Origin of the sequence: Virgibacillus salarius, assembly GCF_039521925.1 — a bacterium.
Lineage (GTDB): Bacteria > Bacillota > Bacilli > Bacillales > Amphibacillaceae > Virgibacillus > Virgibacillus salarius.
The window spans coordinates 1-22,181 of the sequence record NZ_BAAACY010000120.1; the positions used below are offsets into that span (position 1 = coordinate 1).

The following is a 22,181-nucleotide window of genomic DNA, read 5'->3' on the forward strand; positions in this document are numbered from 1 at the left end:
CAATGCTCCGACTAATTACTTCGCTTTCGGCGGGCACGGCCTCAACTAACTTTGCAAAGAAGAACACGTTTGCAAAGTGGATTTTCGGCTCGCGCTAATCCCGCAGGAGTCTACGTAATTCGTCTCCGCTATGCGAAGGTGCAACAATTCTTGCTCATAAGTAATAGATTGACTTTTTTTACAATGGGTAAAGTGAAAATCGCTATCCGTGCGTATAAAAGCAGCTGTGTTACTTCATGCTAGCGTTGTAGAGCCTGATAATAGCGAAGGGTGGCCACTTCAACTCCTGTGGGAAATGTTTGACCTGAAGATCCACTTTTTTGAGCGGGTTTTGCTAAAAAAGTTAGCTGAAGGACAAACCCCACGGAAAGGGAAGTGGGCAGCCGGAGTGGTGGTCAAGCAGTAGCTATTATTCCATAATAGCTACTAGGGGGAGCGTAAATCGGAGCATGTTTTGATAAGGACTGAGCGAATTTTGCTCCGTTTTTCTTACAGAAAACAGACGCTAGTATTGGGAAATGGTAAAATAGTTACTAGTAGATTAGGGATTTAGGAGTGATGTTGTTGGCAACGATTAAGGATATAGCACAAAAAGCTGGTGTGTCACCGGCGACTGTTTCACGTGTACTTAATTATGATGCAAGCTTATCGGTGGCAGATGAAACAAAGAAAAAAATTTTTGAAGCAGCTGAAGAACTGTCTTACCGAAAGAAAACATCAAAAAAGTACCATGGTACGAATATAGCTATTGTACATTGGTATACAGAAAAAGAAGAGCTGAGTGATCTGTATTATCTATCAATTCGCCTTGGTATTGAAGAACGATGCAAAGCGTTGAATATAAATTCTCAAGTATATTTTTTTAATAGTATAGATGAAATTTCTAGTGAAGGCATTGATGGAATAATTGCCGTAGGTAAATTTAGTAATGGACAGGTTAAGGAATTAACCGCTATTAACCCACATGTGGTATTTGTTGATTATAGCCCAGATGAAGATAAATATGATGCGATTGTCATTGATTTTGAAAAGGCGACAAGAACGGTTATTGACTATTTTATTCAAACAAATCATCAGTCGATTGGGTTTATTGGTGGTAGGGAGTTGTTAAAAGGAGAGGTTGAAGAGCTTATTGACCTGCGAGAAAAAACCTTCGAATCATATATGAAAGAAAAAGCATTATATAATGAGCGGTTTATGTATGTAGGATCGTTTTCGGTGGACGATGGTTATCAGCTAATGAAACAAGCAATCGAAGAATTAGGTGATGATTTGCCAACTGCATTTTTTACGAGTAGTGATGTCATGGCAATTGGCAGCTTACGTGCGCTTCATGAAGCCAACCTTCCCGTTCCTGATCGAGTTAGTGTAATTGGTTTGAATGATATGTCTGTATCTAAGTATGTGTATCCTTCTTTGAGCACGATTAAAGTATATACAGAAATTATGGGAGAAACAGCTGTGGATACGTTGGTTGAGCGATTGGCAGGAAGGAAAATAGCAAAGAAAATATTTATTGCAACAAAGCTTGTTATTCGTAAAAGTGTGCGATCTTAGACATAATTGAAGCACTAAGTTAATAATAATTGAAATTAAAGCCTTTACATTTTTGTAAGGATTTTATATACTAAAGGCAACTGGTAATAACCACTTTAAGTAAGGGAGGTGGAAGTCCGAATTGGATAAAAGTAGTAAGGTACCTTTGTATTTACAATTAATGGAAGAATTAATTAAGAAGATAGACAATCAAGTATATCAAGAACATGAAAAGCTACCTTCTGAGCGCGAATTATGTGATATGTATGATTTGAGTAGGATAACCGTCAGGCAGGCGCTACAGGAATTGGAGAGGGAAGGCTATATTTATAAGCTTCATGGAAAAGGTACCTTCGTTTCTGCAACATCTTATAACCAAGATTTAGTAAAGCTCTATAGCTTTACAGAAGAAATGCAAAAGATGGGTAAGGTTCCCATGACACAAGTATTGTCCTTTGAAGAAATTGCGGTGGAAGAAAGACTAGCAACAAAAATGGATATCAAACCGTACGATGAAGTTTTTCAAATTATTCGATTACGACTTGCCGATAATGAGCCATTAATGTATGAAACATCCTATTTGCCAAAGAAACGATTTCCTAATCTAACAAAAGCACAGTTAATAGAAAGACCAATGTATGATGTGTTTTACCAAGAATATCAAGTAGTAGTAACGAAAGCACTTGAGCGCTTCTCTGCTGCTAGCCTTCGAGAGACAGAGGCACGTTATTTAGGAATACCCTCTCAGCAGCCAGCAATGCTAATCAAACGATTTGCCTATCATCAGGATCAGTTAATTGAATATACTGTTAGTGTGGCTAGAGGAGATAAGTTTGATTATACGGTAGAATTGACTTAGATTGTACTCTATTAAGTATTAAATGAAATCTTAATAGAGTATTCTAATAGAACAACTGGTTATGACAACATAACCACAAGTAGATTTGGAGGATATTAGATGTTTAATTTAACAGAGCATGAACTGCAGAATAAGATGGCAGGTTTTACCGCGCAGGAAATCAACCAGCAGCCTGAAGTTTGGAAAGAGACAGTTACAACACTTTTTGAAAATAAAGAATCAATGAGAGGTTTTATTGAATCTATTTTTTCAAAGCATGATCATGTAAGAGTACTATTAACAGGGGCTGGTACCTCAGCCTTTGCAGGGGATATCCTTGTTCCAGAGCTACAAAAGCAGTATCAAGGGAATGTACAATTTGAAGCAATTGCCACAACGGATATTGTCTCTAATCCTTCTCATTATCTGTTCAAGGATATTCCAACGATCTTGGTGTCATTTGCAAGATCAGGAAATAGCCCAGAAAGTGTAGCAGCCGTACAATTAGCAGGATCGATTATTAGTGACTTTTATCAGGTAGTTATTACCTGTAATCCGCATGGCGAATTGGCAAAAAGCACGGAACAAGATGCGAATAGCTTAACAATCCTTACACCAGAACAAGCTCATGATCAAGGATTTGCTATGACTAGTAGTTTCACAAGTATGATGCTAGCTTGCTATGGATTATTTACGGTGTATCCGTTTACTGGTGATAATGTTTCTAAAGTAATTGCTAATGGTGGGAAACTAGTCAACCAACTTACGCCTATTGTCGAGGACATTTTACAATTCGATATAAAACGTATCGTTTATTTAGGATCTGGATTGCTCAGTCAATTATCTCATGAAGCAGCACTTAAAATGCTAGAACTAACGGCAGGTAAGGTGGTTGCTGTACATGAATCGTCATTAGGTTTTCGCCATGGTCCAAAATCAATTTTAAATGACGACACCATTGTTGTCCTTTTCATGTCACAGAATCCACATACGAGAAGATATGACCTAGATATGCTAAAAGAATTGTCCGGAGAAGATTCTAAAATGAAAATTGTCGCTGTTACAGAAAAAACAGATTCCGAGATAGAGGGATATGCTGACTGGGTGATTCCGGTAAATAGTGATAGTGAACAACTTACGAATGATTTTTATTTAGGTCTACTCTATATTATGTTTGCTCAAGTACTTGCTCTGAAAATGTCTATTAAGCTTGGTATTACTCCAGATAATCCGAGTCCTGATGGAAGAGTAAATCGAGTCGTGCAAGGAGTAACCATATACGAATACAACCATGCGTAACATAGGAGCCTAATTAGGTTCCTAAATAACAAATTTGATAGCACTTACATGAAGTGATTTATATAAATGAAGGGATGAATAATATGACAACACCGAACATTTTATTAACACGTATTGATAATCGCCTAATCCATGGCCAAGTAGGGGTCACATGGGTAAATCACTTAGGAGCCAATCTTGTCGTAGTTGCAAATGACAAGGTTTCAGAGGATGAGGTACAGCAAAGCTTAATGGATATGGTGCTTCCTGATGTCATTCAAGCGCGTTATTTTTCTTTGAAAAAAACGATCGATGTGATTCATAAGGCTTCTCCAAAACAAAAGATTTTTCTAGTCGTAAAAGATGTTCAAGACGCACTTGCCTTAAAGGAAGGTGGCGTTCCAATTGATCATATTAATGTCGGAAATATGCATTATGAGGAAGGAAAAAAACAAATTTCATCAACTGTTTCGGTAGATGACGAAGACATTCAAGCTTTTAAGAAACTCGATAAATTAGGAGTAAACCTTGATCTACGTGGCGTACCAAATGAAAAAGGACAAAATATTCTTGAGTTAATTTAAACGTAGATGGCAACACATTATTTGTGTAGGAGGAGGAATTGAGTATGTTAATGGAAGCTATACTAATTGCCTTATGGGCCGGAATCATCGGGATAGATTTATATAATGGATTAACACATATTCACCGTCCAGTTGTTACCGGTCTTGTTGTAGGTTTGATTTTAGGAGATGTAACTACTGGTTTAATCGTTGGAGGTACACTCGAGTTAATTTGGATGGGGATGGTACCACTTGCAGGTGCCCAACCTCCTAACGTTGTAATTGGTGGTGTTATTGGAACTGCTTTTGGCGTCATAGCAGGGCAAGATCCAAAGGTTGCGGTAGGAGTTGCTATACCTTTTGCCGTTGCTGTACAGGGATTAATTACACTATTCTTCACGGTTTTTGCTCCGGTCATGCATAAGGCTGACCAATATGCATTAGAAGCAAATGCTAAAGGAATAGAACGGATCAACTATATGGGACTAGGGATTCTATTTGTTTTTAATGCAGTAATTGCCTTTCTTCCCATCTATTTTGGAGCTGAACGAGCGGCTGCGTTTGTTGAAACAGTCCCGCAGTGGATTATTGATGGTTTATCTGTTGCGGGGGGGATTATGCCTGCAATTGGCTTTGCCATGCTACTTCGTATCATGATAAAAGTGGAGTATATTATGTTCTTCATTGTAGGCTTTATTTTAGCCGCATATCTAGAGCTTCCGATCTTAGCCATTGCATTAATTGGTTTAGCAATAGCTCTGTATGATTTCTATCAAAATAAGAACAAGCAAGGTCCTACACCGAAAGAGGAGGAGATAGCTGATGGTATCTAATAGTTATCAATATGAAGATACGGCTTCCGCACAGGACTTACAACCGAAGCAACTTCGACATCTAGCTTGGCGGTCATTGCTTTTACAGGCATCGTTTAATTATGAACGGATGCAGGCAGCTGGGTGGCTGTATTCCATATTGCCTGGATTAAAAGTGATTCATAAGAATAAAAAAGATCTAAGTAAATCGATGAAGGATCATATGGAATTCTTCAATACGCATCCTTTTCTAGTTACATTTATTATGGGTGTCATTCTAGCAATGGAGCAAAAGAAGGAAGATAGAGATGCAATTCGTGGTATTAAAGTAGCTACAATGGGACCTTTAGGTGGAATAGGCGATGCCTTGTTTTATCTAACCCTATTACCAATCACTGCTAGTATTGGAGCTTCATTAGCAGTAAACGGGAATATTCTTGGTCCATTTGTATTTTTGATCATGTTCAATGTTATTCACTTCGGAGTCCGTTTTGGGTTAATGAGTTATGGATATAAAACTGGAGTGAAGGCAATCAGTAAGTTGAAAGAAGGCACAAAGCATGTATCCCGTGCCGCATCTATTGTGGGGTTAACAGTAGTTGGCGGGCTAATAGCCACTTATGTTTCTTTCAAAATTGATTATACGTGGACACAGGGTGAATCAGAATTAAATGTACAAACAGATATTTTAGATCAAATCATGCCAGCAATGCTTCCTTTAGCCTATACCTTACTTGTATATTGGCTACTAAAAAAAGGTCGTTCACCAATTGTGTTAATTGGCCTTACTGTATTCGTTGGTCTTGTAGGTTCATTCTTTGGAATTATGTAAAGTAAATTATATTTTATCCCACATATAACTGCAGTAAGCCCCCACTATGGGTAGACGTGGGATCGACTGCCAGTAAATGTCCGATTGGTTCAAAGACCTTTAGGTCATACCCTTGTGGTACGAACAATCCGTTGGGGGAAATAAAACCCCAAAGGTTTGAAGTTCACCTTATCCTAGTTTTATATCGAGAAAGGATGTTTGAGATGATTGGAATTGTCGTTACAGGCCATGGATCATTCCCAAATGGGATTTATGAATCTGTTCGGCTAATCGCAGGAGATGTAGAAAAATTAGAGGTCGTTCCCTTTGAAGAGGATCAAGATAAATTAGAAGAAGCACTCCTTAAAGCGATTGAAGTAGTTGATGAAGGGGAAGGCGTAGTCTGCTTTGCTGATTTAGCAGGGGGTACACCTTTTAATGTAAGCTCGCGAATCGCATCAACTAGAGATCAAGTGCATGTAATTGGTGGAACGAATTCACCAATGCTATTAAGTGGCTTGTTTCAAAGGCAGCAACCGATAGATAGCTTTGTTACTAGTATCATTTCAGAGGGAAAGGAAAGCATTAAAGCCTTTGAAGTAAAGAAGAAGAGAGCTGTCAATGAATCGGATGGTATTTAAAATAAGATGCTGCAGTAATGGGTAGCGGTAGTAGACAAAATTAATTCACGAACAGTATTACTCATTAGATAAGGGAAGTGTACAGGATGCACTATTTTATAAAAGCAGATCGGTTTATATTGGAAAATCATATAGCAGAAGCTGGCTATCTTTCCGTCGAAAATGGACGATTTGGTCATCTGACCAAAACGGTACCTGATTCTGCTGAAGTAATTGACTGGAGTGGTTATATGATTGCTCCAGGTCTAGTGGATACGCATATTCATGGTATAAATGGCTACGACATCATGGATGGCACGAAGGAAGCAGTTCGCCATATTTCAGGAGCCTTGTTAACACTAGGTGTTACAAGATTCTTGCCAACAACGTTAACATCCTCACGCTCTGATCTTGACAAGGCCATTCAAGCTGTTACAGAAGCTGTGGAAGAAGGCTTGCCAGGAGCATTGTCCGAAGGAATTTATTTAGAAGGACCGTTTTTTACGGAAGCGTATAAAGGAGCACAGAATCCAAAGTACTTTCAAGATCCTGACATTGGATTATTTGAGAAATGGCAATCACTTGCTAAGGGAAACATTGTAAAAATTGCCCTTGCTCCGGAACGCGAGTATGCTATGGAATTTATTAAAACAATGGATGATAAAGGTGTCTTAGTAAGTATCGGGCACACAAATGCTAGTTATGGTTGCTGTCAAGAAGCGATAGCAGCTGGAGCGCAAAACTTTGTTCATTTATTTAATGGTATGTCGGGGCTTCATCACCGAAATCCTGGGGTTGCTGGTGCTGCATTAACAGATACCAATGTTTATGCTGAACTCATTTGTGATGGTTACCATGTTCACCCTGATGTAGCGACTCTTGCACTAAAGGTAAAAAATGAAAAGCTGATGCTGATTACGGATTGCATGCGAGCAGGAATGATGCCTGATGGACATTATCATTTGGGAGAGTTTCCTGTCGTTATGCAAAATGGTGTAGCTCGCACAGAAGAGGGGTCATTGGCTGGAAGCACGTTAAGATTAATTGACGGTGTTAAAAATCTTCATAACTGGTCCGATCAAGCATTATTTGATATATGGCATTTGGCTAGTTTAACCCCTGCCAAGAGTTTAGGGCGCGCAGAAGAGATAGGAAGTATACATCCGGGAAAGCTGGCCGATTATGTGGTTTTGGATGACGAGTTGTCGGTTCAAGCAACAGCAATTAATGGGAACATAAAATATCGAAAAATGACAACAGGAAATGAGGAGGAGTAATATGGGATACGTGCAAAATACAGAAGATATGCTAAGAAAAGCTAGAAGAGAAGGTTATGCGGTACCTGCTTTTAATATTCATAACCTAGAAACGATACAAACTGTAGTAGAAACGGCACAAGAATTAAAATCTCCAGTTATATTAGCTGCTACTCCAGGAACGATGAACTATGCAGGACGCGCTTATATTCAAGCAATTGCTGAAGTAGCAGCAAAGCAAAATGATATACCTATTGCCTTACATCTTGATCATCATGAAACCTATGAATCTATCGTTGAATCACTAGAGTTAGGGACAAAATCAGTTATGATTGATGGGTCACATCATACCTTTAAGGAAAATATTGCGATCTCGAAACAAGTTGTTGATACGGCACATGCCTATGGTGCTACAGTCGAGGCAGAACTAGGGAAATTAGTAGGGCAAGAGGATGATTTAGTTGTGGAAGCAAAGGATGCCGCTTATACCGATCCAGATACAGTAGCTGAATTTGTTGAAGAAACAGGTGTTGACTCATTGGCTGTAGCTATTGGTACGGGACATGGTTTATATGAGACAGAGCCTGATTTAGATTTTGAACGGTTAGAAAAGATTAAGAATTTAATTTCTATACCGATTGTTTTACATGGTGCTTCAGGGATTTCGAAGGAAGATGTTCAGAAATGTATTTCTTTAGGTTGTGCGAAAGTCAATATTTCAACTGAATTAAAAATTCCTTTCTCTACTGGATTACGAGCACACCTCATGGAACATCCAAATGAAACGGATCCAAGAAAATATATGGGTCCTGCCAAAGCTAGGATGAAGGAAGCAGTTAAAGAAAAAATAGCAATTTGTATGAGTGCAGGAAAGGCATAAAACTCACAATATATAGAAGCGGTATTTTCTGCATATACAATAAGTATGAGGAAAAGGAAGTGGAGAAGTGATATTAACCATTACCTTAAATCCATCCGTAGATATTCGATATAGCATCTCAAGCTTCCAGGAGAATGCCATTAATAGAGTGACAGATGTCTCTAAGACGGCAGGAGGAAAAGGTTTGAATGTAACTCGAGTGTTACATCAACTTGAGGAGAATGTAGCAGCTTCAGGCTTTCTAGGTGGAAGCTTAGGTAGCTTTATTAGTACTGAATTACAAAAATATGGTATTGACAATTATTTTACGCCTATTAAGGGAGAAACGCGTAATTGTATTGCTATCATTCATAACGGTAAGCAAACGGAGATTTTAGAAAGTGGGCCAGAAATCAGTGAAAATGAAGCAGCATCTTTTCTAAGGGAGTTCGAAAAAAATGTTCTTCAGGCGGAAGTAGTTACTATTTCTGGAAGTCTCCCCACAGGGTTAGACAGAACCTATTATAATCAGATGCTAGAAATTGCCGAAAAAGCTGGAACTCCTGTTTTACTAGATACTAAGGGTGAACTACTTGCTGAAGCATTACAGCATGATGTGAAGCCATTTTTAATTAAACCAAACCAATACGAGCTTGGTGATTTAATCGGTTCGGAAATTCTTCACGTAGATGAAATGAAGCAAGCTCTACAGTTGCCATTATTTAACGATATATCTTGGGTGGTTATAACGTTAGGAGAGACTGGTGCAGTGGTAAAACACGAAAACAATTTTTACCACGTCACAACTCCAAAAATAAATGCAGTTAATCCAGTAGGATCTGGGGATTCTGTTATCGCTGGTTTTGCTGCCGGGTTGGAAAGGAAGCTTCAAGAAACCGAATTAATTCGATTTGGTATAACCATGGGTGTTTTAAATGCAATGGAAGAAAAGACAGGGTCAATCGATCTAACGAAAATGGACTGGTGTATCCAGCAAATAAAAATTGATGTTTTGTAGTGCTTTTTGCTGGAAGACAGCTTCTACCAGTAATTTTCAGAGGCAAACAGTAACAAAATAAAGCTCCTTCACCTCGTTTACTTTAGCTAGGTGAAGGAGCTTTACGTTCTAAAAAGCAGGATTTACACTGAAAAGTCTTATTAAGATGATAAGTAGTTGAAGTACATTTTGTGGATGTAGGCATATGATGATTATGGATATTATAATGTTTGAAAGGATTGAAATGTTATGTATTATATGCCTCAAGCTTATCCATATTTTCATTACAATAATGTAGGCACAGCTATGTACGATTCTAATAATCAGTCAAGAAATACAGAGGAAAATTATCAAAGCCTTTGTGAATCTATACTTGAAGAAGTAAAACGAGTGGCTTGTGTAACTACGTTATATCAGGAGTTAGCAAATGTAGCACCAAATGAGGAACATGCCGATAACATTCGACATGCCCTAGCAGGAAAGAAAGACCATTTGGCACATGTTACAAATCTTTATATTCAATTAACAGGGGCAGAGCCTGACTATCAGGTAAATGACATCACTTTTGAAAGTTATCAGCAAGGTTTACAGAGAGCTTATGAGTTAGAAGTCGAAGGATACCAGGCCTATCAGAAAGGCTATTTCCTTACACAGCAGGATCCACAAATACGAAATATCTTTTTGGCTGCGCTAAACGGAGATCAAGTCAATGTCTCTAATGTTGAGCAAATACAAAATGGGAATTTTCGACGGCCAATGGATTATGGAGGAGAGCCGTTTGTCATTGATATAGAGGAAGCTACGAAGCAAAACAACACCTTTCGTACCGCTATTTGGACGGGGGACCATTTACAAGTAACGCTTATGAGTATTGATGTTGGAGAATCTATTGGCTTAGAAGTTCACCCATCGACAGATCAATTTTTGCGTATTGAAGAGGGAGAAGGATTTGTGCAAATGGGAGATCGTAAAGACCAACTTACTTTTGAAGCAAATGTAAATGATGACGATGCCATCATGGTTCCTGCTGGTAAATGGCATAATATAACCAATGTAGGAACCGATCCTTTAAAATTATACTCCATTTATGCACCACCTGAGCACCCTTTTGGAACTGTCCATAAAACAAAAGCGGAGGCAATGGCTGCTGAAAAGTACTAAAAATTTTGATCATAAAAGGATATCCACTCTAAAGGCGAATAATAAACTACGACAGCTTGTTGTTCGTCTTTTTTCCAGATTAAAACCCCGCCTCTTATTGGTTAATTAGGTATCATTCACTTAAAAAATGGCTCTATAAAATAATGAATAGGTTGATACATGTCAGAATGGTTATTTGGGTCATATTCACATACTACTATGCTCGAATATCAATAAGACTTGTTAAATGATCGAATTCATTTCTTTAAAAAGAAAAAATCCAAGCAATGACCTCAAGGTCTGCTTGGATTCATATATTACAAGAAAGGGGGAGTTACAAGGGTAGTATAGTAATTCCCAATTACATCCATTTCTAAACCACCATTCTTGAAAAAGGGCATTGTAATTATACACAGTGAGGGAGTTAGCTTCGTCTGATTTCTTAAAGCCTATTTCTGTATAGCTTTTCTAAGCTACACCCTGAACGATTATTGGCTATACGAAGAGAAATCTAGCGAATCATAAGCTTTTTTAATAATGTCAGCATATACCTTAGCCCCTTTTTTATTTGGATGGACTCCGTCAGAAGCAAAGTAATTATCATGTCCAGCGCTAGCACCATGCCAATCTACTAATGTAACATTTGCCTGTTTTGAGGCCGTATCTGCTAATGTCCTATTAACGACTTGTTCCCAAGGTCGAGAAATACGCGTATTAACTAATAGAACTTGACGGTCATCACCAATCATCTCAAGCACAGACAAAAGCTGATCCTTTGCAAAGGCTCCGTTAGTACCAAGTCCAATAATGACGATCTCTCCTAATTTGTCTTGGCCTTTCAGTTGCTTTACTACATTTTTTGCTTGCTTCATTTGTCGACCAATGGAAGCATCTATATGGATGGAAGGGAAATAAGATTCGAGAAAAGGCGATACATTAATTAGTATCGAATCACCAATTGCGGTAACCTCTTTCTTATCTGAATTCTCATTTGCTACAGCTTCCTTTTCCTCCTCATGAGTCTGCTCTTTTTTAGTAGCATTATGCTTCTCTTCTTTTGGCAGTTTCGTTTCATGTTTGTCCTTATTCTCAGTGTTAGCAGGTATATTTTCTTCTTTTTCTTGTTTGAGAGCTTGCTCTTTTTCTATTTTTTCCTTAGTTGCTTTTTCCGCTGATTCTCTGTTTTCATTTATATGCTTAGACTCACTGTATTCCGTTAATAAGCTATCTTCACTATAGGAAGCATTCGAGGTGGAAGCATTGGTGACTAATTGTAGCGAAGTAAGTAGGATTAAGACACTACCACCAATAACGGTCCATTTATTCAATGGAATACGTGAAGGAAGTCTTGTAAAAGAAAGCTGTTTCCAAAATTTAATGAATCCATCATGACGAATAGGCCCCTCGATAAATTTCCATGATAGTGCAGATAAGCCAAGAATAATTGCCAATTGAATCGTTACTCGAATGAAAGAAATACCATTTGTATTGATGGCTGGTGTTGTTAGCATAATAACTGGATAGTGCCATAAATAGATCGCATATGAGCGGATACCTACCCATCTTAGGAACGGTAAATTAAAAAGGTTGCCTATACTGTTTGCCGGGTGAACAAGTACGGCTATGAGCATGGCTGTTACAATGGATAAAATGACCATTCCACCATAATAAAGAAAGGGTTCATACTGATTTGTCGTCCAAAGCATAACTAGTAAAATACTAAGCATGATTGAACCAGCAATATTAAGTATATGCTTCAATTTCTGAGGTATCTTTCTAGCAAGCTGTCCGCTCGGCCATATGATTGCTAAAGCTGCACCGATTAACAGTGAGAAAGCTCTTGTGTCTGTTCCATAGTAGACTCTGCTAGGATCCAGACCTGGTTGATAAAGTAACATCATTAGAATTGCGGAAACACTTGCGGTAATAAGCATGATTTTTATTAGGGAAAGCTTGGTTATGTAGCGCAAGCCTAACAGCATTAGAATTGGCCATATAATATAAAATTGTTCCTCTACTGCAAGTGACCAGAAATGGGTCAGTAATGATGGTTCTCCAAGCGTTTCGAAATAGGATTGATCTTGAAAAATATACCACCAATTGCTGATATAAAACAATGCAGCGATGAAGTCTGATTTGAACGATGCGATAATAGTAGGTTTGAATAATAATACCCATATAAATGTTAGAATTAACATAGCTAACATTGCGGGAAGTAATCGTCTTGCTCTTTTGATCCAGAATTTTTTAAAGTTGATGCGCTTGTTTTGCTTCCATTCATCAGCAAGTAGATCCGTAATTAAATATCCAGATAAAACAAAGAATATACACACACCTAGAAAGCCACCAGCTGCCCAATCAAAGCCAAGATGATAAAAAATGACAGCTAATACTGCCAGTCCCCGTAACCCATCTAATTCTGATATGTACCTTCGTTTACCATTTCTCCTTTTATTCAAATTTATATCCCCCTTTGTGAAGAGGATGGTTATATAGAACGTATTTTTCTTTCTGTGTGTATAATGTATTCATCGCTGTAATATCCTTTCTGTCTTTCCAAAGCTGTCAATTTAATAAAACATAGGTTTGTTACCTGTTAATATAATATATTAATATTAATTTCTAATAGATTAAAGGCATATAAAAGCTATCATTAAATCATACATAAGGAATTGGAGAGAATCACTCCATTATAAATTCTCTCCTAAAAAACTACTTTTTCCAATAGATCTATATGCCTAATACGGTTATTTAAATATGAACAAATTGTAACTTATGGAATAGCGAATAAATTCCTATTTACATGTTATTTTATATACTGATTCCCAACTAGATCATTAGCTATAACCTCTGTTGGAATAACGAATTCGACAACTCCCATATACCCTGGTGCAACCGTATAATCGTTAAATGAAATCACTAATTTATGGTCTTCATTGATATAAAAGTTTTGGTTAGGATCTATCTTTTCAAACTTATCGACTACGTCTAAATCCTCAATCCCTGCATTATCTACCCAATAAATTTTATCTGGATCTTCTTTTATTTGCTGACGCATTTGTTCTTTTATTTCTTCGCTAATTGTATTTATATAATCATTGTTTTTAAATAGGATTGGTAGTGTCAACATAATTTGCCTTTGTTTATCAATCGTATCATATTTCAGCGTAGTGGCTGATGATGCTTGTATTTCTTCTGTGTATCGCCCAATCGAAAGTAGTAGATCATTATTCGTTTTTACTTCATAGCCGGATTCGATTAGAAAATGACCATCTTCATCTTGCTCTATTTTTTGTGTGAATTCATCATACAATTTTTGATTCTCATTCACATATTTTTGGTTTAAACTATTTTCAAGATCTTTGTTATCCAGATTGTTTACCTGTGGTGTCTTGAGATGAGCATGATAATTACCATTCTCTACTTGAATATCCTGAAACGTTACTACTTGAATAACCGATCCCAAAACGGGTATCTTCGTTAAACTTTGAGCTAGAGCTGGGCTTGTATTTACGCTAATTACAAATAAGCATAATGCAGCGGCTACTCCTATAAACCACTTTGCTCGGAAAGTAGATCTTTTCTTCCGTGTATGAAGTGCCTTATGGACAGTAGAATCTAATTCTTTAGGGATTGGGGTATTTTTATATTGTTTTTTTAATTCTTTTATTTTGTTATCCAATTGCGTCATCCTCCAATTATCATTAGCCGTATACATCTGGCTAGGTTAATTTCATTCCATTTTTTCTTTCAGCATTTCTAACGCTCGATATAATCTAGTTTTAATCGTGTTGTTGTTCTCATTTAAAATTTCAGCAACCTCATGTATTTTTAGGTCTTCAAAATATTTAAGTATGATAACTGTGCGATACTTTACAGGCAATTCCTCTAAAGATCTTTCTAAATCAATATTTTGATACGTATCATTTTTACCAGAGCTATAATAGTCTAGCGTATTTTCATCTACAAATGATGTACGTTTATGTTTCCGTAAAAAATCAAGTGAAGTATTTACAACGATGCGATAAAACCAGCTTTTAACAGATTGATTATCCTGAATGGAATGATGAGCCTTAATTGCTTTTTCAATGGATTCTTGAACAATATCCAAAGCATCTTCCGAGTTTTTAACATAACTATAGGCTAATCGGTAGAAATCCTCTTTTTTTTCTAAAATGAGTGAGATAAGCTTATCCTTCGATTTATTGCGCATGAGAAAAGAGCTCCTTTTGCATAAATACAACATGAATAGTAATATGTTGTAATAAAAAGACGTATGACTGAGTAAAAAAGTTTTGATTTTCTTTTAAAAAGTTATTCATGAGAATGATTCGATGAAAAGAAATCGTATTAAAATAATCTTATTCATTTATACTTCCCCATTTTAACTGCAAAAATATAGGGGGATCTCGAAGGTTGATTTTTTTATTTCAAACACGCAACCGTGGCTATTTCGCATATTGACAAATAGTTAGCAAAACAGTAATATTTTATTGTAATCGATTACATATAGAGGTGCGTGTGAAATCATGGTCACAATTCAGGAGGTAGCAAAAAGGGCAGGAGTTTCTGTCGCTACAGTTTCAAGGGTTATTAATAATCGAAGTAAGGTAAAAGAGAAGACACGAAATCGAGTTGAACAAGCAATAGATGAGTTGAACTACGAGCCAAGTGTTCTAGGACGAAATTTGCGAAATTCAGAAAGCAGGCTACTTCTTGTGTTAATCCCAAGTATTTCCAATCCTTTTTATACAGAAATTATTAATGGAATTGAAGATACTTCCATTAAAGAAGGGTATAATATTTTACTTTGTGAGACAGACTCGAATCCAAAACGAGAAGCTATTTATTTTAATTTAGTACGAAATCGGATGGCAGATGGAATTATTTTAATGGATCCAACTATCAATCGTAAAAATGTTTTGGAACTAGCAACGAACCATCCAATCGTACAATGCAGTGAGTTTGATAAAGAAGGGAATATCTCCTACGTTTCCATTGATAACGAGTTAGCTGCATATCAAGCTGTGAAGCATTTAATAAAGATTGGGAAAAAAAGAATAGCTTTCATTAATTCCGATGAAAAATTTTTGTATGCTCGTGAACGGCGTGCAGGCTATGAGAAAGCCTTTCGTGAGTTTAATATAGCTGTAGAAAAGAAAAGGATATATAATATTAACCAACTAAATTTTGAAAGTGGTCAGCAAGCGATGCGAACACTTCTCAATCAGGAAGAAAAACCAGATGCTGTCTTTGCTGTATCGGATGTACTAGCCATTGGAGCACTCAAAGAAATTCATGCCAATGGTTTGAAGGTTCCGGATGATATTGCCATTATTGGCTTTGATAAAATAAGTTTTTCCAATATGACACATCCAACGTTAACGACAGTATCGCAGCCAATGTATCGCATGGGGTGTATTTCAGCGTCCATGCTTATTAATAAGATTAAAGGTGAAGAAGTAGAAAGCATGCTATTAGAACATGAGTTAGTTATTCGTGAATCGACATAAGGAGGCTATGAACATTTATAATCTGTCTAATGCAAAGGCAATCGTTACGGGGGTAAGCCATGGAGAAGCAATAGGAGCAGCAATTTGTCGCCAGCTAGCGAAAGCGGGTAGTTCCATTTTCTTTACGCATTGGAAAGCAGTAGCAGACTGGCCAGAGAACTTTCAAGCAGAGTTGGCCGACATAGGGATAAATAGTGATCACATGTGTATTGATCTATCTATTCCAGATGCACCACAGAAAGTCTTGGACGTAGCTGTAAATAGCATAGGGGCACCAACGATTTTAGTAAATAATGCAGCTCATTCGGAACGAGATGGCTATGAAAAGCTTAATGCTAGTAGTTTAGATGTTCACTATTCAGTAAATATGCGTTCAACTATGATACTTTCTACTCTATTTGCACGTCTATTTAAAAAATCAACTCAAACCGCTGGGAGAATTATTAATTTGGTATCTGGTCAAGATCAAGCCCCAATGATCGAGGAATTAGCTTATGGAGCAACAAAAGGTGCTATTTCTACATTTACAGTGAGCCTTTCCGCAGAAGTAGCTCCACTAGGGATTACCGTCAATGCTGTTAATCCTGGACCTACAGATACAGGGTGGATGTCTGATGAGGACAAGCAGGAACTAGGCAGTCAATTTTTAATGGGGAGAATTGGTCAACCAACGGATGCAGCAAGACTAGTCACCTTTCTTGCAAGTAAAGAATCAGCATGGATCACTGGGCAGGTCATTCATTCTGAAGGAGCTTTCCTTAGAAAGTAAGGTGATTTATCCACATATAACTGGCAATAATATCCCCACCTTAAGCAATAAGTGAAACGAATAATGGTAAGTGTGGGTTCAACTGCCAGTAAATGTCTGATTAGTTCAAAGGCCTTTAGGTCATACCCTTGTGGTACTAACAATCAGCTTACTGATTGAAGTTTCACTTTTTCATATTCAAAAAATCGTTGACAACATTTTAATAAGGGTTATAATTAAACCATAATGTAATCGATTTCATTATTTGTAATATTCAATAAATGCACAAACGTGAAATTGATATAATTTTAAGGGGGACTAAAATTGAGGTTATCCAAGTATGTACTTAGTAGTTTGCTATTCATTGCTTTAACTTTTTTCTTAATTGCTTGTAGTGATTCAGCATCAGAAGATGAGAGTAAAAATGAAAACGATTCAGCAGATAATTCTGAAGATACAACAAAGGATGACGAACAAATTACTATTGTTTATGCACGTGGAGTCGATACATCACCTGCTACGAAAGCAGTTATTAAAGCTTTTGAAGAAAAGCATCCCAATATTAACGTGGAGGAGCGAGAGATGCCAGCAGATACAGGGCAGTCACATGATCAATATGTAACCGCTTTCAGTTCGCAAAGCTCCGAAATTGATGTGTTTAATGCAGATGTCATCTGGCCAGCTGAATTTGCCCAAGCCAATTATGCACTAGAATTGGATCGATTTATTAAAAAAGATGGTATAGATATGAATGCATATTTCCCAGGTACTGTAGCAGCTGGGAAATTTAACGGTAAACAATGGGCAATGCCACAATATACTGACGCTGGCGTATTCTACTACCGATCAGATATCGTAGATGAACCCCCGAAAACATGGGATGAATTAATAACAATAGCAAAGGAATTCCAGGGTGAAGAAGGTACGAAATTTGGGTATCTAATGCAATCCGCACAGTATGAAGGATTGATTACAAATGCTATCGAATATATTGCTTCATACGGTGGACAGATTGTTGATGAAGATAATAACGTCGTAGCTGATAGTCCAGAAACGGTGAAAGCATTAGAAAAAATGAAGGAAGTTGTCGGGTCTGAATTTGTTCCAGAAAATATTTTAAATTTTAAAGAAATAGAAACAGAAAATGCGTGGATACAGGGGAAATCAGTGTTTGCTAGAAATTGGCCCTATATGATGGCTTCTTCTAATGATGAAGAACGTTCTGAAATTGTAGATAATGTTGAAATGGCAATGCTTCCTGCAGGAGATGAAGGTAGTGCTGCTGCGTTAGGCGGATGGATGACCATGATCAACCGTTATTCCGAGCACCCAGAAGCAGCCTGGGAATTTGTAAAATTTATTTCTGGACCAGAGGGACAAAAGATTTCTGCAATAGAAGGTGGACGTGCACCAACATTGATTGATCTATATGATGATACAGAAGTGCAGGATGTCAGCTTGTTATTTGCTAATCCAGAATTTCGCGAAGTATTACAAACTGCTGTCCCTCGACCGGTATCACCAATATATCCAGAGATTTCAGATATCATGCAAATTGAAATTTCAAAAGTGTTAACTGGTGATCAATCTGCGCAAGATGCCGCAACAAATATGCAAACTAAAATGGAAGCTGCGATGAAGGAGTAATACAGTTAAAGAAACAAATAAGGCAAGGTGGGGAAATTATGCTCATCTTGCCTTTATCCCGCATATAACTAGCAGTAAATTTCCCACTTCAAGCAAGATTGAAACCAATATTGGTAAGTGAGGGATAAAAAAACTCCACGGATTGAAGTTTTACTTTATTAATAGAAACTTACAGGCTCTAGTATTTTGGTTTTCAATTAACTACTCTTGCAATAGGGAGGTAACCATGAGGAAGAAACGAAGTTTTCAATTAAATGAGAAGCAGCTTGGATATGCGATGGTAATACCTTCATTAATTCTTGTGTTTGTTGTTGTTCTTTGGCCAGTTGCTCAATCATTTTGGAATAGTTTATTTGATTATCGATTAAATGATCCGAATCGTTCAGAGCTTATGTTGAGTGCGACTATCGATCTAGAGAGATATGTAGATAATCATTTTTATATAAATAGTCAACTAGAGGAGTTGGCAACTGCTGCAGAAGATGAAGAAATAACCTCCACAATTACGAACATAAATAAAGAAATTAACAATTATCATTCCCAACTGCTAGAGGATGATAAGACGAAAGAAAAAGTAGGCAAAGTTGATGAATTAATTATGAACTTCCAACCAGTTACAGATTCTGAGCTGAAATATCAGAAGATAGATAATGACTTTGCTGAAACATATCGTGATGCATTAAAAGGTTATCAAGCTGAATTAGTGAAGATTGCCGAAGCTAGTGAAGCTAGTGCAGTGGCAGATAATTATCAGCAAGCTGCAGATCTACTAGGTGCAACTGCAAAAGCTATTTTAAAATCAAATTTTATTGGTTTTGATAACTATGCAAAATATATACAGGATGCACGTATGTGGAAATCAATTTGGAATACAACTTTTTTCACTGTAGTTACAGTCGCATTAGAACTGATACTTGGTATGTGCATTGCGTTACTAATCAATCGTGCGTTTAAAGGAAGAGGCATTATACGTGCATCGGTTTTAATACCTTGGGCAATTCCTACAGCAGTTGCCGCCATGATGTGGGGATTTTTATATGATGGACAATCAGGAATTGTTGCACATTACTTAGAAGTATTGAATATTATTCCAGATGCATCATGGTTACTATCTACTTCTTCTGGAGGAATGTTTTCTATTATATTAGCTGATGTTTGGAAAACAACTCCTTATATGGCATTACTGTTATTAGCAGGTCTACAGACAATTCCCAATTCGTTATATGAAGCATCAAATGTGGATGGAGCTAATAAATTTCAGCAGTTTTGGCGAATTACATTACCATTATTAAAGTCTTCGATACTTGTTGCTTTATTATTTAGAACACTTGATGCGTTTCGTGTATTTGATTTAATTTTTGTATTGACTGGTGGGGGTCCAGCAAATGCTACGGAATCGATCTCCGTATATGCATATAAAACGCTATTTGCCCAACAGAATTTTGGAGAGGGCTCCGTGCTTTCTGTAATCGTTTTCTTATTTGTAGCCCTAATCAGCTTTATTTATGTGAAACTAATCGGCTCTGATTTATTTGCTGGGCGTACAAAATGAGGAGGGAAGTCATGAAGAAACGTGGAAATATTGGATTTTACTTTTTCTTAATCGTATTTGTCTTGTTAGTTATGTTCCCTTTCATATGGGTATTTTTAACATCTATTAAACCAACAAATGAAATCTTTTCCTCATTTAAATGGTTTACTACTGATCCATCACTATCATCGTACGAGGCTGCATTGACGAATCGACCGTTATTACGCTATATGCTAAATAGTTTTGTGGTATCGATACTAACTACTTTATTATCCTTGGTATTTGCATCCTTTACCGCCTATGCAGTAACACGATTACCAATTAAAGGTAAGGGATTAATTTTAGGGCTTGTATTGGCGGCATCAATGTTTCCGCAAATAGCGATCATTTCACCAATGTTTAATTTGGTTACAGGTTTAGGATTACGTAATAGCTATCTAGGGCTAGTTATACCGTATATTACGATAAGCCTACCACTATCCATTTGGATTTTATCGACTTTTTTCCAGAAAATACCTTATGAGTTAGAAGAGTCAGCCAAGCTGGACGGTGCTAGCCCATTCCAGACGTTTCGAAAGATAATCTTTCCTTTAGCAGCTCCTGGTGTATTTACAACGGGTATTTTAGTTTTTATTGCTGCATGGAATGAATACTTATTTGCATTAACTATAAATAGTGATGATGTATGGCGTACAGTTCCAGTTGGGATATCCATGTACCAGAGTCAATTCTCTATTCCGTGGGGGGATATTTCAGCAGCTACTGTTATTGTTACCATACCAATTGTAATAATTGTGCTCCTTTTCCAAAGAAGAATCGTTTCCGGGTTAACATCTGGTTCGGTAAAAGAATAAACAGTGTAATGTCAATATAGAAACAATCATTTACTAGGCAATATACATGGAATTCGCTACTAAATATAAAGGGTGATCAATATGATGGAAAAACTACGTGTTGCAATAATCGGCTGTGGAGGAATTGCTTTTGGTAAGCACTTACCAAGTCTATCAAGAATTAGTGAGGTTGAATTAATAGCATTTTGCGATTCAAAAAAGGAAAAAGCCCAGAAGGCGGCCGATCAGTATGGCGTTGCTAATGCCATGATATATGAGCATTATAAGGAGCTTTTAGCTAACGAATCTATCGACGTCGTTCATGTGTGTACACCGAATATCTCTCATGCAGAAATTACGATAGCTGCTTTAAATGCTGGGAAGCATGTCATGTGTGAAAAACCAATGGCAAAGTCAACGGAGGAAGCAAAAGCAATGTTGGCTGCTGCAGAGAAGTCAAATAAAAAACTTACGATTGGCTATAACAATCGTTTTCGTCAGGATAGTCAGTATTTGCGACAGGTTTGTCAGCGTGGCGATTTAGGGAACATCTATTTTGCAAAAGCACATGCAATTCGCAGGCGTGCTGTTCCAACCTGGGGCGTGTTTTTAGATGGTGAAAAGCAGGGTGGTGGACCATTAATTGATATTGGTACACATGCATTGGATTTAACCCTTTGGATGATGGACAATTATGAACCTAAAGCTGTAATGGGAGCAACACATCATCAGTTAGGTAAGAAAGAAAATGCAGCTAATCCTTGGGGGGCATGGGATCCAAAAGACTTTACAGTTGAGGATTCAGCGTTTGGATTTATTACGATGAAGAATGGAGCTACAATCATTCTGGAATCTAGCTGGGCACTAAATTCATTAGACGTTGATGAAGCCAAATGTTCATTAAGTGGAACGGATGGTGGTGCAGACATGAAGGATGGATTACGTATTAATGGAGAAGAATTTGGTAAGTTGTATACAACAAATGTAGATTTAGATGCTGGAGGTGTCGCTTTCTATGATGGAGAAACAGAAAGTGCAGCTGATTTAGAAGCACGCCTTTGGATTGATGCAATTATGCAGGATAACGAACCGATTGTAAAACCGAAGGAAGCTTTAGTGGTAACCCAAATACTAGAAGCAATCTATCAATCTGCCAAAACTGGTAAGGCTGTATATTTTGATTAATAGTGAAGGAGGTA

The 22,181-nt window shown here is 37.3% G+C and carries 21 protein-coding genes; 18 read left to right on the forward strand and 3 right to left on the reverse strand.

What is annotated here, in order from left to right; translation table 11 throughout:
* Positions 1-208: 208 nt before the first annotated feature.
* The 12 genes from ABDZ84_RS15095 (at position 209) to ABDZ84_RS15150 (ending at position 10,731) form a co-directional block, all read left to right on the forward strand.
* On the forward strand, positions 209-406 hold the full coding sequence (locus ABDZ84_RS15095; RefSeq protein WP_281950038.1) for a hypothetical protein: 198 nt from the start codon (positions 209-211) through the stop codon (positions 404-406).
* Between the two features lie 158 nt (positions 407-564).
* Positions 565-1,557 (forward strand): LacI family DNA-binding transcriptional regulator, encoded by a 993-nt coding sequence (locus ABDZ84_RS15100; protein ID WP_026682295.1) that lies wholly within the window; start codon positions 565-567, stop codon positions 1,555-1,557.
* 121 nt (positions 1,558-1,678) lie between these two features.
* Positions 1,679-2,395 (forward strand): GntR family transcriptional regulator, encoded by a 717-nt coding sequence (locus tag ABDZ84_RS15105; RefSeq protein WP_026682296.1) that lies wholly within the window; start codon positions 1,679-1,681, stop codon positions 2,393-2,395.
* A gap of 99 nt (positions 2,396-2,494) precedes the next feature.
* Entirely contained in the window at positions 2,495-3,673 is a 1,179-nt protein-coding gene (locus ABDZ84_RS15110) for an SIS domain-containing protein (protein ID WP_051388396.1), read from the forward strand.
* A gap of 83 nt (positions 3,674-3,756) precedes the next feature.
* Positions 3,757-4,236 carry a PTS N-acetylgalactosamine transporter subunit IIB gene (gene agaV, locus ABDZ84_RS15115; protein WP_026682298.1) on the forward strand — a complete coding sequence of 160 codons (480 nt, stop codon included), beginning with the start codon at positions 3,757-3,759 and terminating at the stop codon, positions 4,234-4,236.
* 44 nt (positions 4,237-4,280) lie between these two features.
* A complete protein-coding gene (gene agaW / locus ABDZ84_RS15120; protein WP_026682299.1) occupies positions 4,281-5,048 on the forward strand; it encodes a PTS N-acetylgalactosamine transporter subunit IIC in 768 nt (255 codons plus the stop codon).
* Positions 5,038-5,859, forward strand: coding sequence for a PTS system mannose/fructose/sorbose family transporter subunit IID (locus tag ABDZ84_RS15125; protein ID WP_026682300.1), 822 nt, complete (start codon positions 5,038-5,040; stop codon positions 5,857-5,859). Before agaW ends, ABDZ84_RS15125 begins: the two co-directional genes overlap by 11 nt.
* Before the next feature lie 203 nt (positions 5,860-6,062).
* Entirely contained in the window at positions 6,063-6,479 is a 417-nt protein-coding gene (locus tag ABDZ84_RS15130; protein WP_026682301.1) for a PTS sugar transporter subunit IIA, read from the forward strand.
* An 86-nt stretch (positions 6,480-6,565) separates the two neighbouring features.
* Positions 6,566-7,735, forward strand: a complete 1,170-nt coding sequence (gene nagA / locus ABDZ84_RS15135) for an N-acetylglucosamine-6-phosphate deacetylase (RefSeq protein WP_026682302.1) — start codon at positions 6,566-6,568, stop codon at positions 7,733-7,735.
* A 1-nt stretch (position 7,736) separates the two neighbouring features.
* The gene (locus ABDZ84_RS15140; protein WP_026682303.1) at positions 7,737-8,594 is read left to right on the forward strand and encodes a tagatose-bisphosphate aldolase subunit GatY; all 858 of its coding nucleotides are present in this window, start codon (positions 7,737-7,739) and stop codon (positions 8,592-8,594) included.
* Between the two features lie 67 nt (positions 8,595-8,661).
* Positions 8,662-9,591 carry a hexose kinase gene (locus tag ABDZ84_RS15145; RefSeq protein WP_026682304.1) on the forward strand — a complete coding sequence of 310 codons (930 nt, stop codon included), beginning with the start codon at positions 8,662-8,664 and terminating at the stop codon, positions 9,589-9,591.
* Positions 9,592-9,819: 228 nt separating this feature from the next.
* Positions 9,820-10,731: a cupin domain-containing protein gene (locus ABDZ84_RS15150; RefSeq protein ID WP_026682305.1), complete on the forward strand. Its 912-nt coding sequence runs from the start codon at positions 9,820-9,822 to the stop codon at positions 10,729-10,731.
* A 467-nt stretch (positions 10,732-11,198) separates the two neighbouring features.
* Here the strand turns inward: ABDZ84_RS15150 and ABDZ84_RS15155 are convergent, their stop codons facing one another.
* The 3 genes from ABDZ84_RS15155 to sigV all read right to left on the reverse strand — a co-directional run bounded on the left by ABDZ84_RS15155 (position 11,199) and on the right by sigV (position 14,923).
* Complete coding sequence (locus ABDZ84_RS15155; RefSeq protein WP_034679435.1) at positions 11,199-13,169, reverse strand: acyltransferase family protein; 1,971 nt, start codon at positions 13,167-13,169, stop codon at positions 11,199-11,201.
* Positions 13,170-13,516: 347 nt separating this feature from the next.
* Positions 13,517-14,392, reverse strand: a complete 876-nt coding sequence (gene rsiV / locus ABDZ84_RS15160) for an anti-sigma-V factor RsiV (RefSeq protein WP_343782103.1) — start codon at positions 14,390-14,392, stop codon at positions 13,517-13,519.
* Positions 14,393-14,443: 51 nt separating this feature from the next.
* Positions 14,444-14,923 carry an RNA polymerase sigma factor SigV gene (gene sigV / locus ABDZ84_RS15165; protein ID WP_026682308.1) on the reverse strand — a complete coding sequence of 160 codons (480 nt, stop codon included), beginning with the start codon at positions 14,921-14,923 and terminating at the stop codon, positions 14,444-14,446.
* Positions 14,924-15,239: 316 nt separating this feature from the next.
* Here sigV and ABDZ84_RS15170 point away from each other — a divergent pair, with 316 nt between their 5' ends.
* The 6 genes from ABDZ84_RS15170 (at position 15,240) to ABDZ84_RS15195 (ending at position 22,167) form a co-directional block, all read left to right on the forward strand.
* On the forward strand, positions 15,240-16,223 hold the full coding sequence (locus ABDZ84_RS15170) for a LacI family DNA-binding transcriptional regulator (protein ID WP_026682309.1): 984 nt from the start codon (positions 15,240-15,242) through the stop codon (positions 16,221-16,223).
* A gap of 7 nt (positions 16,224-16,230) precedes the next feature.
* On the forward strand, positions 16,231-16,992 hold the full coding sequence (locus tag ABDZ84_RS15175) for an SDR family oxidoreductase (RefSeq protein ID WP_034679438.1): 762 nt from the start codon (positions 16,231-16,233) through the stop codon (positions 16,990-16,992).
* Between the two features lie 303 nt (positions 16,993-17,295).
* On the forward strand, positions 17,296-18,618 hold the full coding sequence (locus ABDZ84_RS15180) for an ABC transporter substrate-binding protein (RefSeq protein WP_343782106.1): 1,323 nt from the start codon (positions 17,296-17,298) through the stop codon (positions 18,616-18,618).
* A gap of 226 nt (positions 18,619-18,844) precedes the next feature.
* Complete coding sequence (locus tag ABDZ84_RS15185; protein ID WP_026682312.1) at positions 18,845-20,170, forward strand: carbohydrate ABC transporter permease; 1,326 nt, start codon at positions 18,845-18,847, stop codon at positions 20,168-20,170.
* Positions 20,171-20,181: 11 nt separating this feature from the next.
* Positions 20,182-21,003: a carbohydrate ABC transporter permease gene (locus ABDZ84_RS15190; RefSeq protein ID WP_026682313.1), complete on the forward strand. Its 822-nt coding sequence runs from the start codon at positions 20,182-20,184 to the stop codon at positions 21,001-21,003.
* Between the two features lie 81 nt (positions 21,004-21,084).
* Entirely contained in the window at positions 21,085-22,167 is a 1,083-nt protein-coding gene (locus ABDZ84_RS15195; protein ID WP_026682314.1) for a Gfo/Idh/MocA family protein, read from the forward strand.
* The last annotated feature ends 14 nt before the right edge of the window (positions 22,168-22,181 follow it).

Coding starts and splice junctions, on each gene's coding strand:
- ABDZ84_RS15110 (WP_051388396.1), top strand. CDS start 2,495: ATGTTTAATTTAACAGAGCATGAACTGCAGAATAAGATGGCAGGTTTT.
- agaV (WP_026682298.1), top strand. CDS start 3,757: ATGACAACACCGAACATTTTATTAACACGTATTGATAATCGCCTAATC.
- agaW (WP_026682299.1), top strand. CDS start 4,281: ATGTTAATGGAAGCTATACTAATTGCCTTATGGGCCGGAATCATCGGG.
- ABDZ84_RS15125 (WP_026682300.1), top strand. CDS start 5,038: ATGGTATCTAATAGTTATCAATATGAAGATACGGCTTCCGCACAGGAC.
- ABDZ84_RS15130 (WP_026682301.1), top strand. CDS start 6,063: ATGATTGGAATTGTCGTTACAGGCCATGGATCATTCCCAAATGGGATT.
- nagA (WP_026682302.1), top strand. CDS start 6,566: ATGCACTATTTTATAAAAGCAGATCGGTTTATATTGGAAAATCATATA.
- ABDZ84_RS15140 (WP_026682303.1), top strand. CDS start 7,737: ATGGGATACGTGCAAAATACAGAAGATATGCTAAGAAAAGCTAGAAGA.
- ABDZ84_RS15150 (WP_026682305.1), top strand. CDS start 9,820: ATGTATTATATGCCTCAAGCTTATCCATATTTTCATTACAATAATGTA.
- sigV (WP_026682308.1), bottom strand. CDS start 14,923: ATGCGCAATAAATCGAAGGATAAGCTTATCTCACTCATTTTAGAAAAA.
- ABDZ84_RS15170 (WP_026682309.1), top strand. CDS start 15,240: ATGGTCACAATTCAGGAGGTAGCAAAAAGGGCAGGAGTTTCTGTCGCT.
- ABDZ84_RS15175 (WP_034679438.1), top strand. CDS start 16,231: ATGAACATTTATAATCTGTCTAATGCAAAGGCAATCGTTACGGGGGTA.
- ABDZ84_RS15185 (WP_026682312.1), top strand. CDS start 18,845: ATGAGGAAGAAACGAAGTTTTCAATTAAATGAGAAGCAGCTTGGATAT.
- ABDZ84_RS15190 (WP_026682313.1), top strand. CDS start 20,182: ATGAAGAAACGTGGAAATATTGGATTTTACTTTTTCTTAATCGTATTT.
- ABDZ84_RS15195 (WP_026682314.1), top strand. CDS start 21,085: ATGATGGAAAAACTACGTGTTGCAATAATCGGCTGTGGAGGAATTGCT.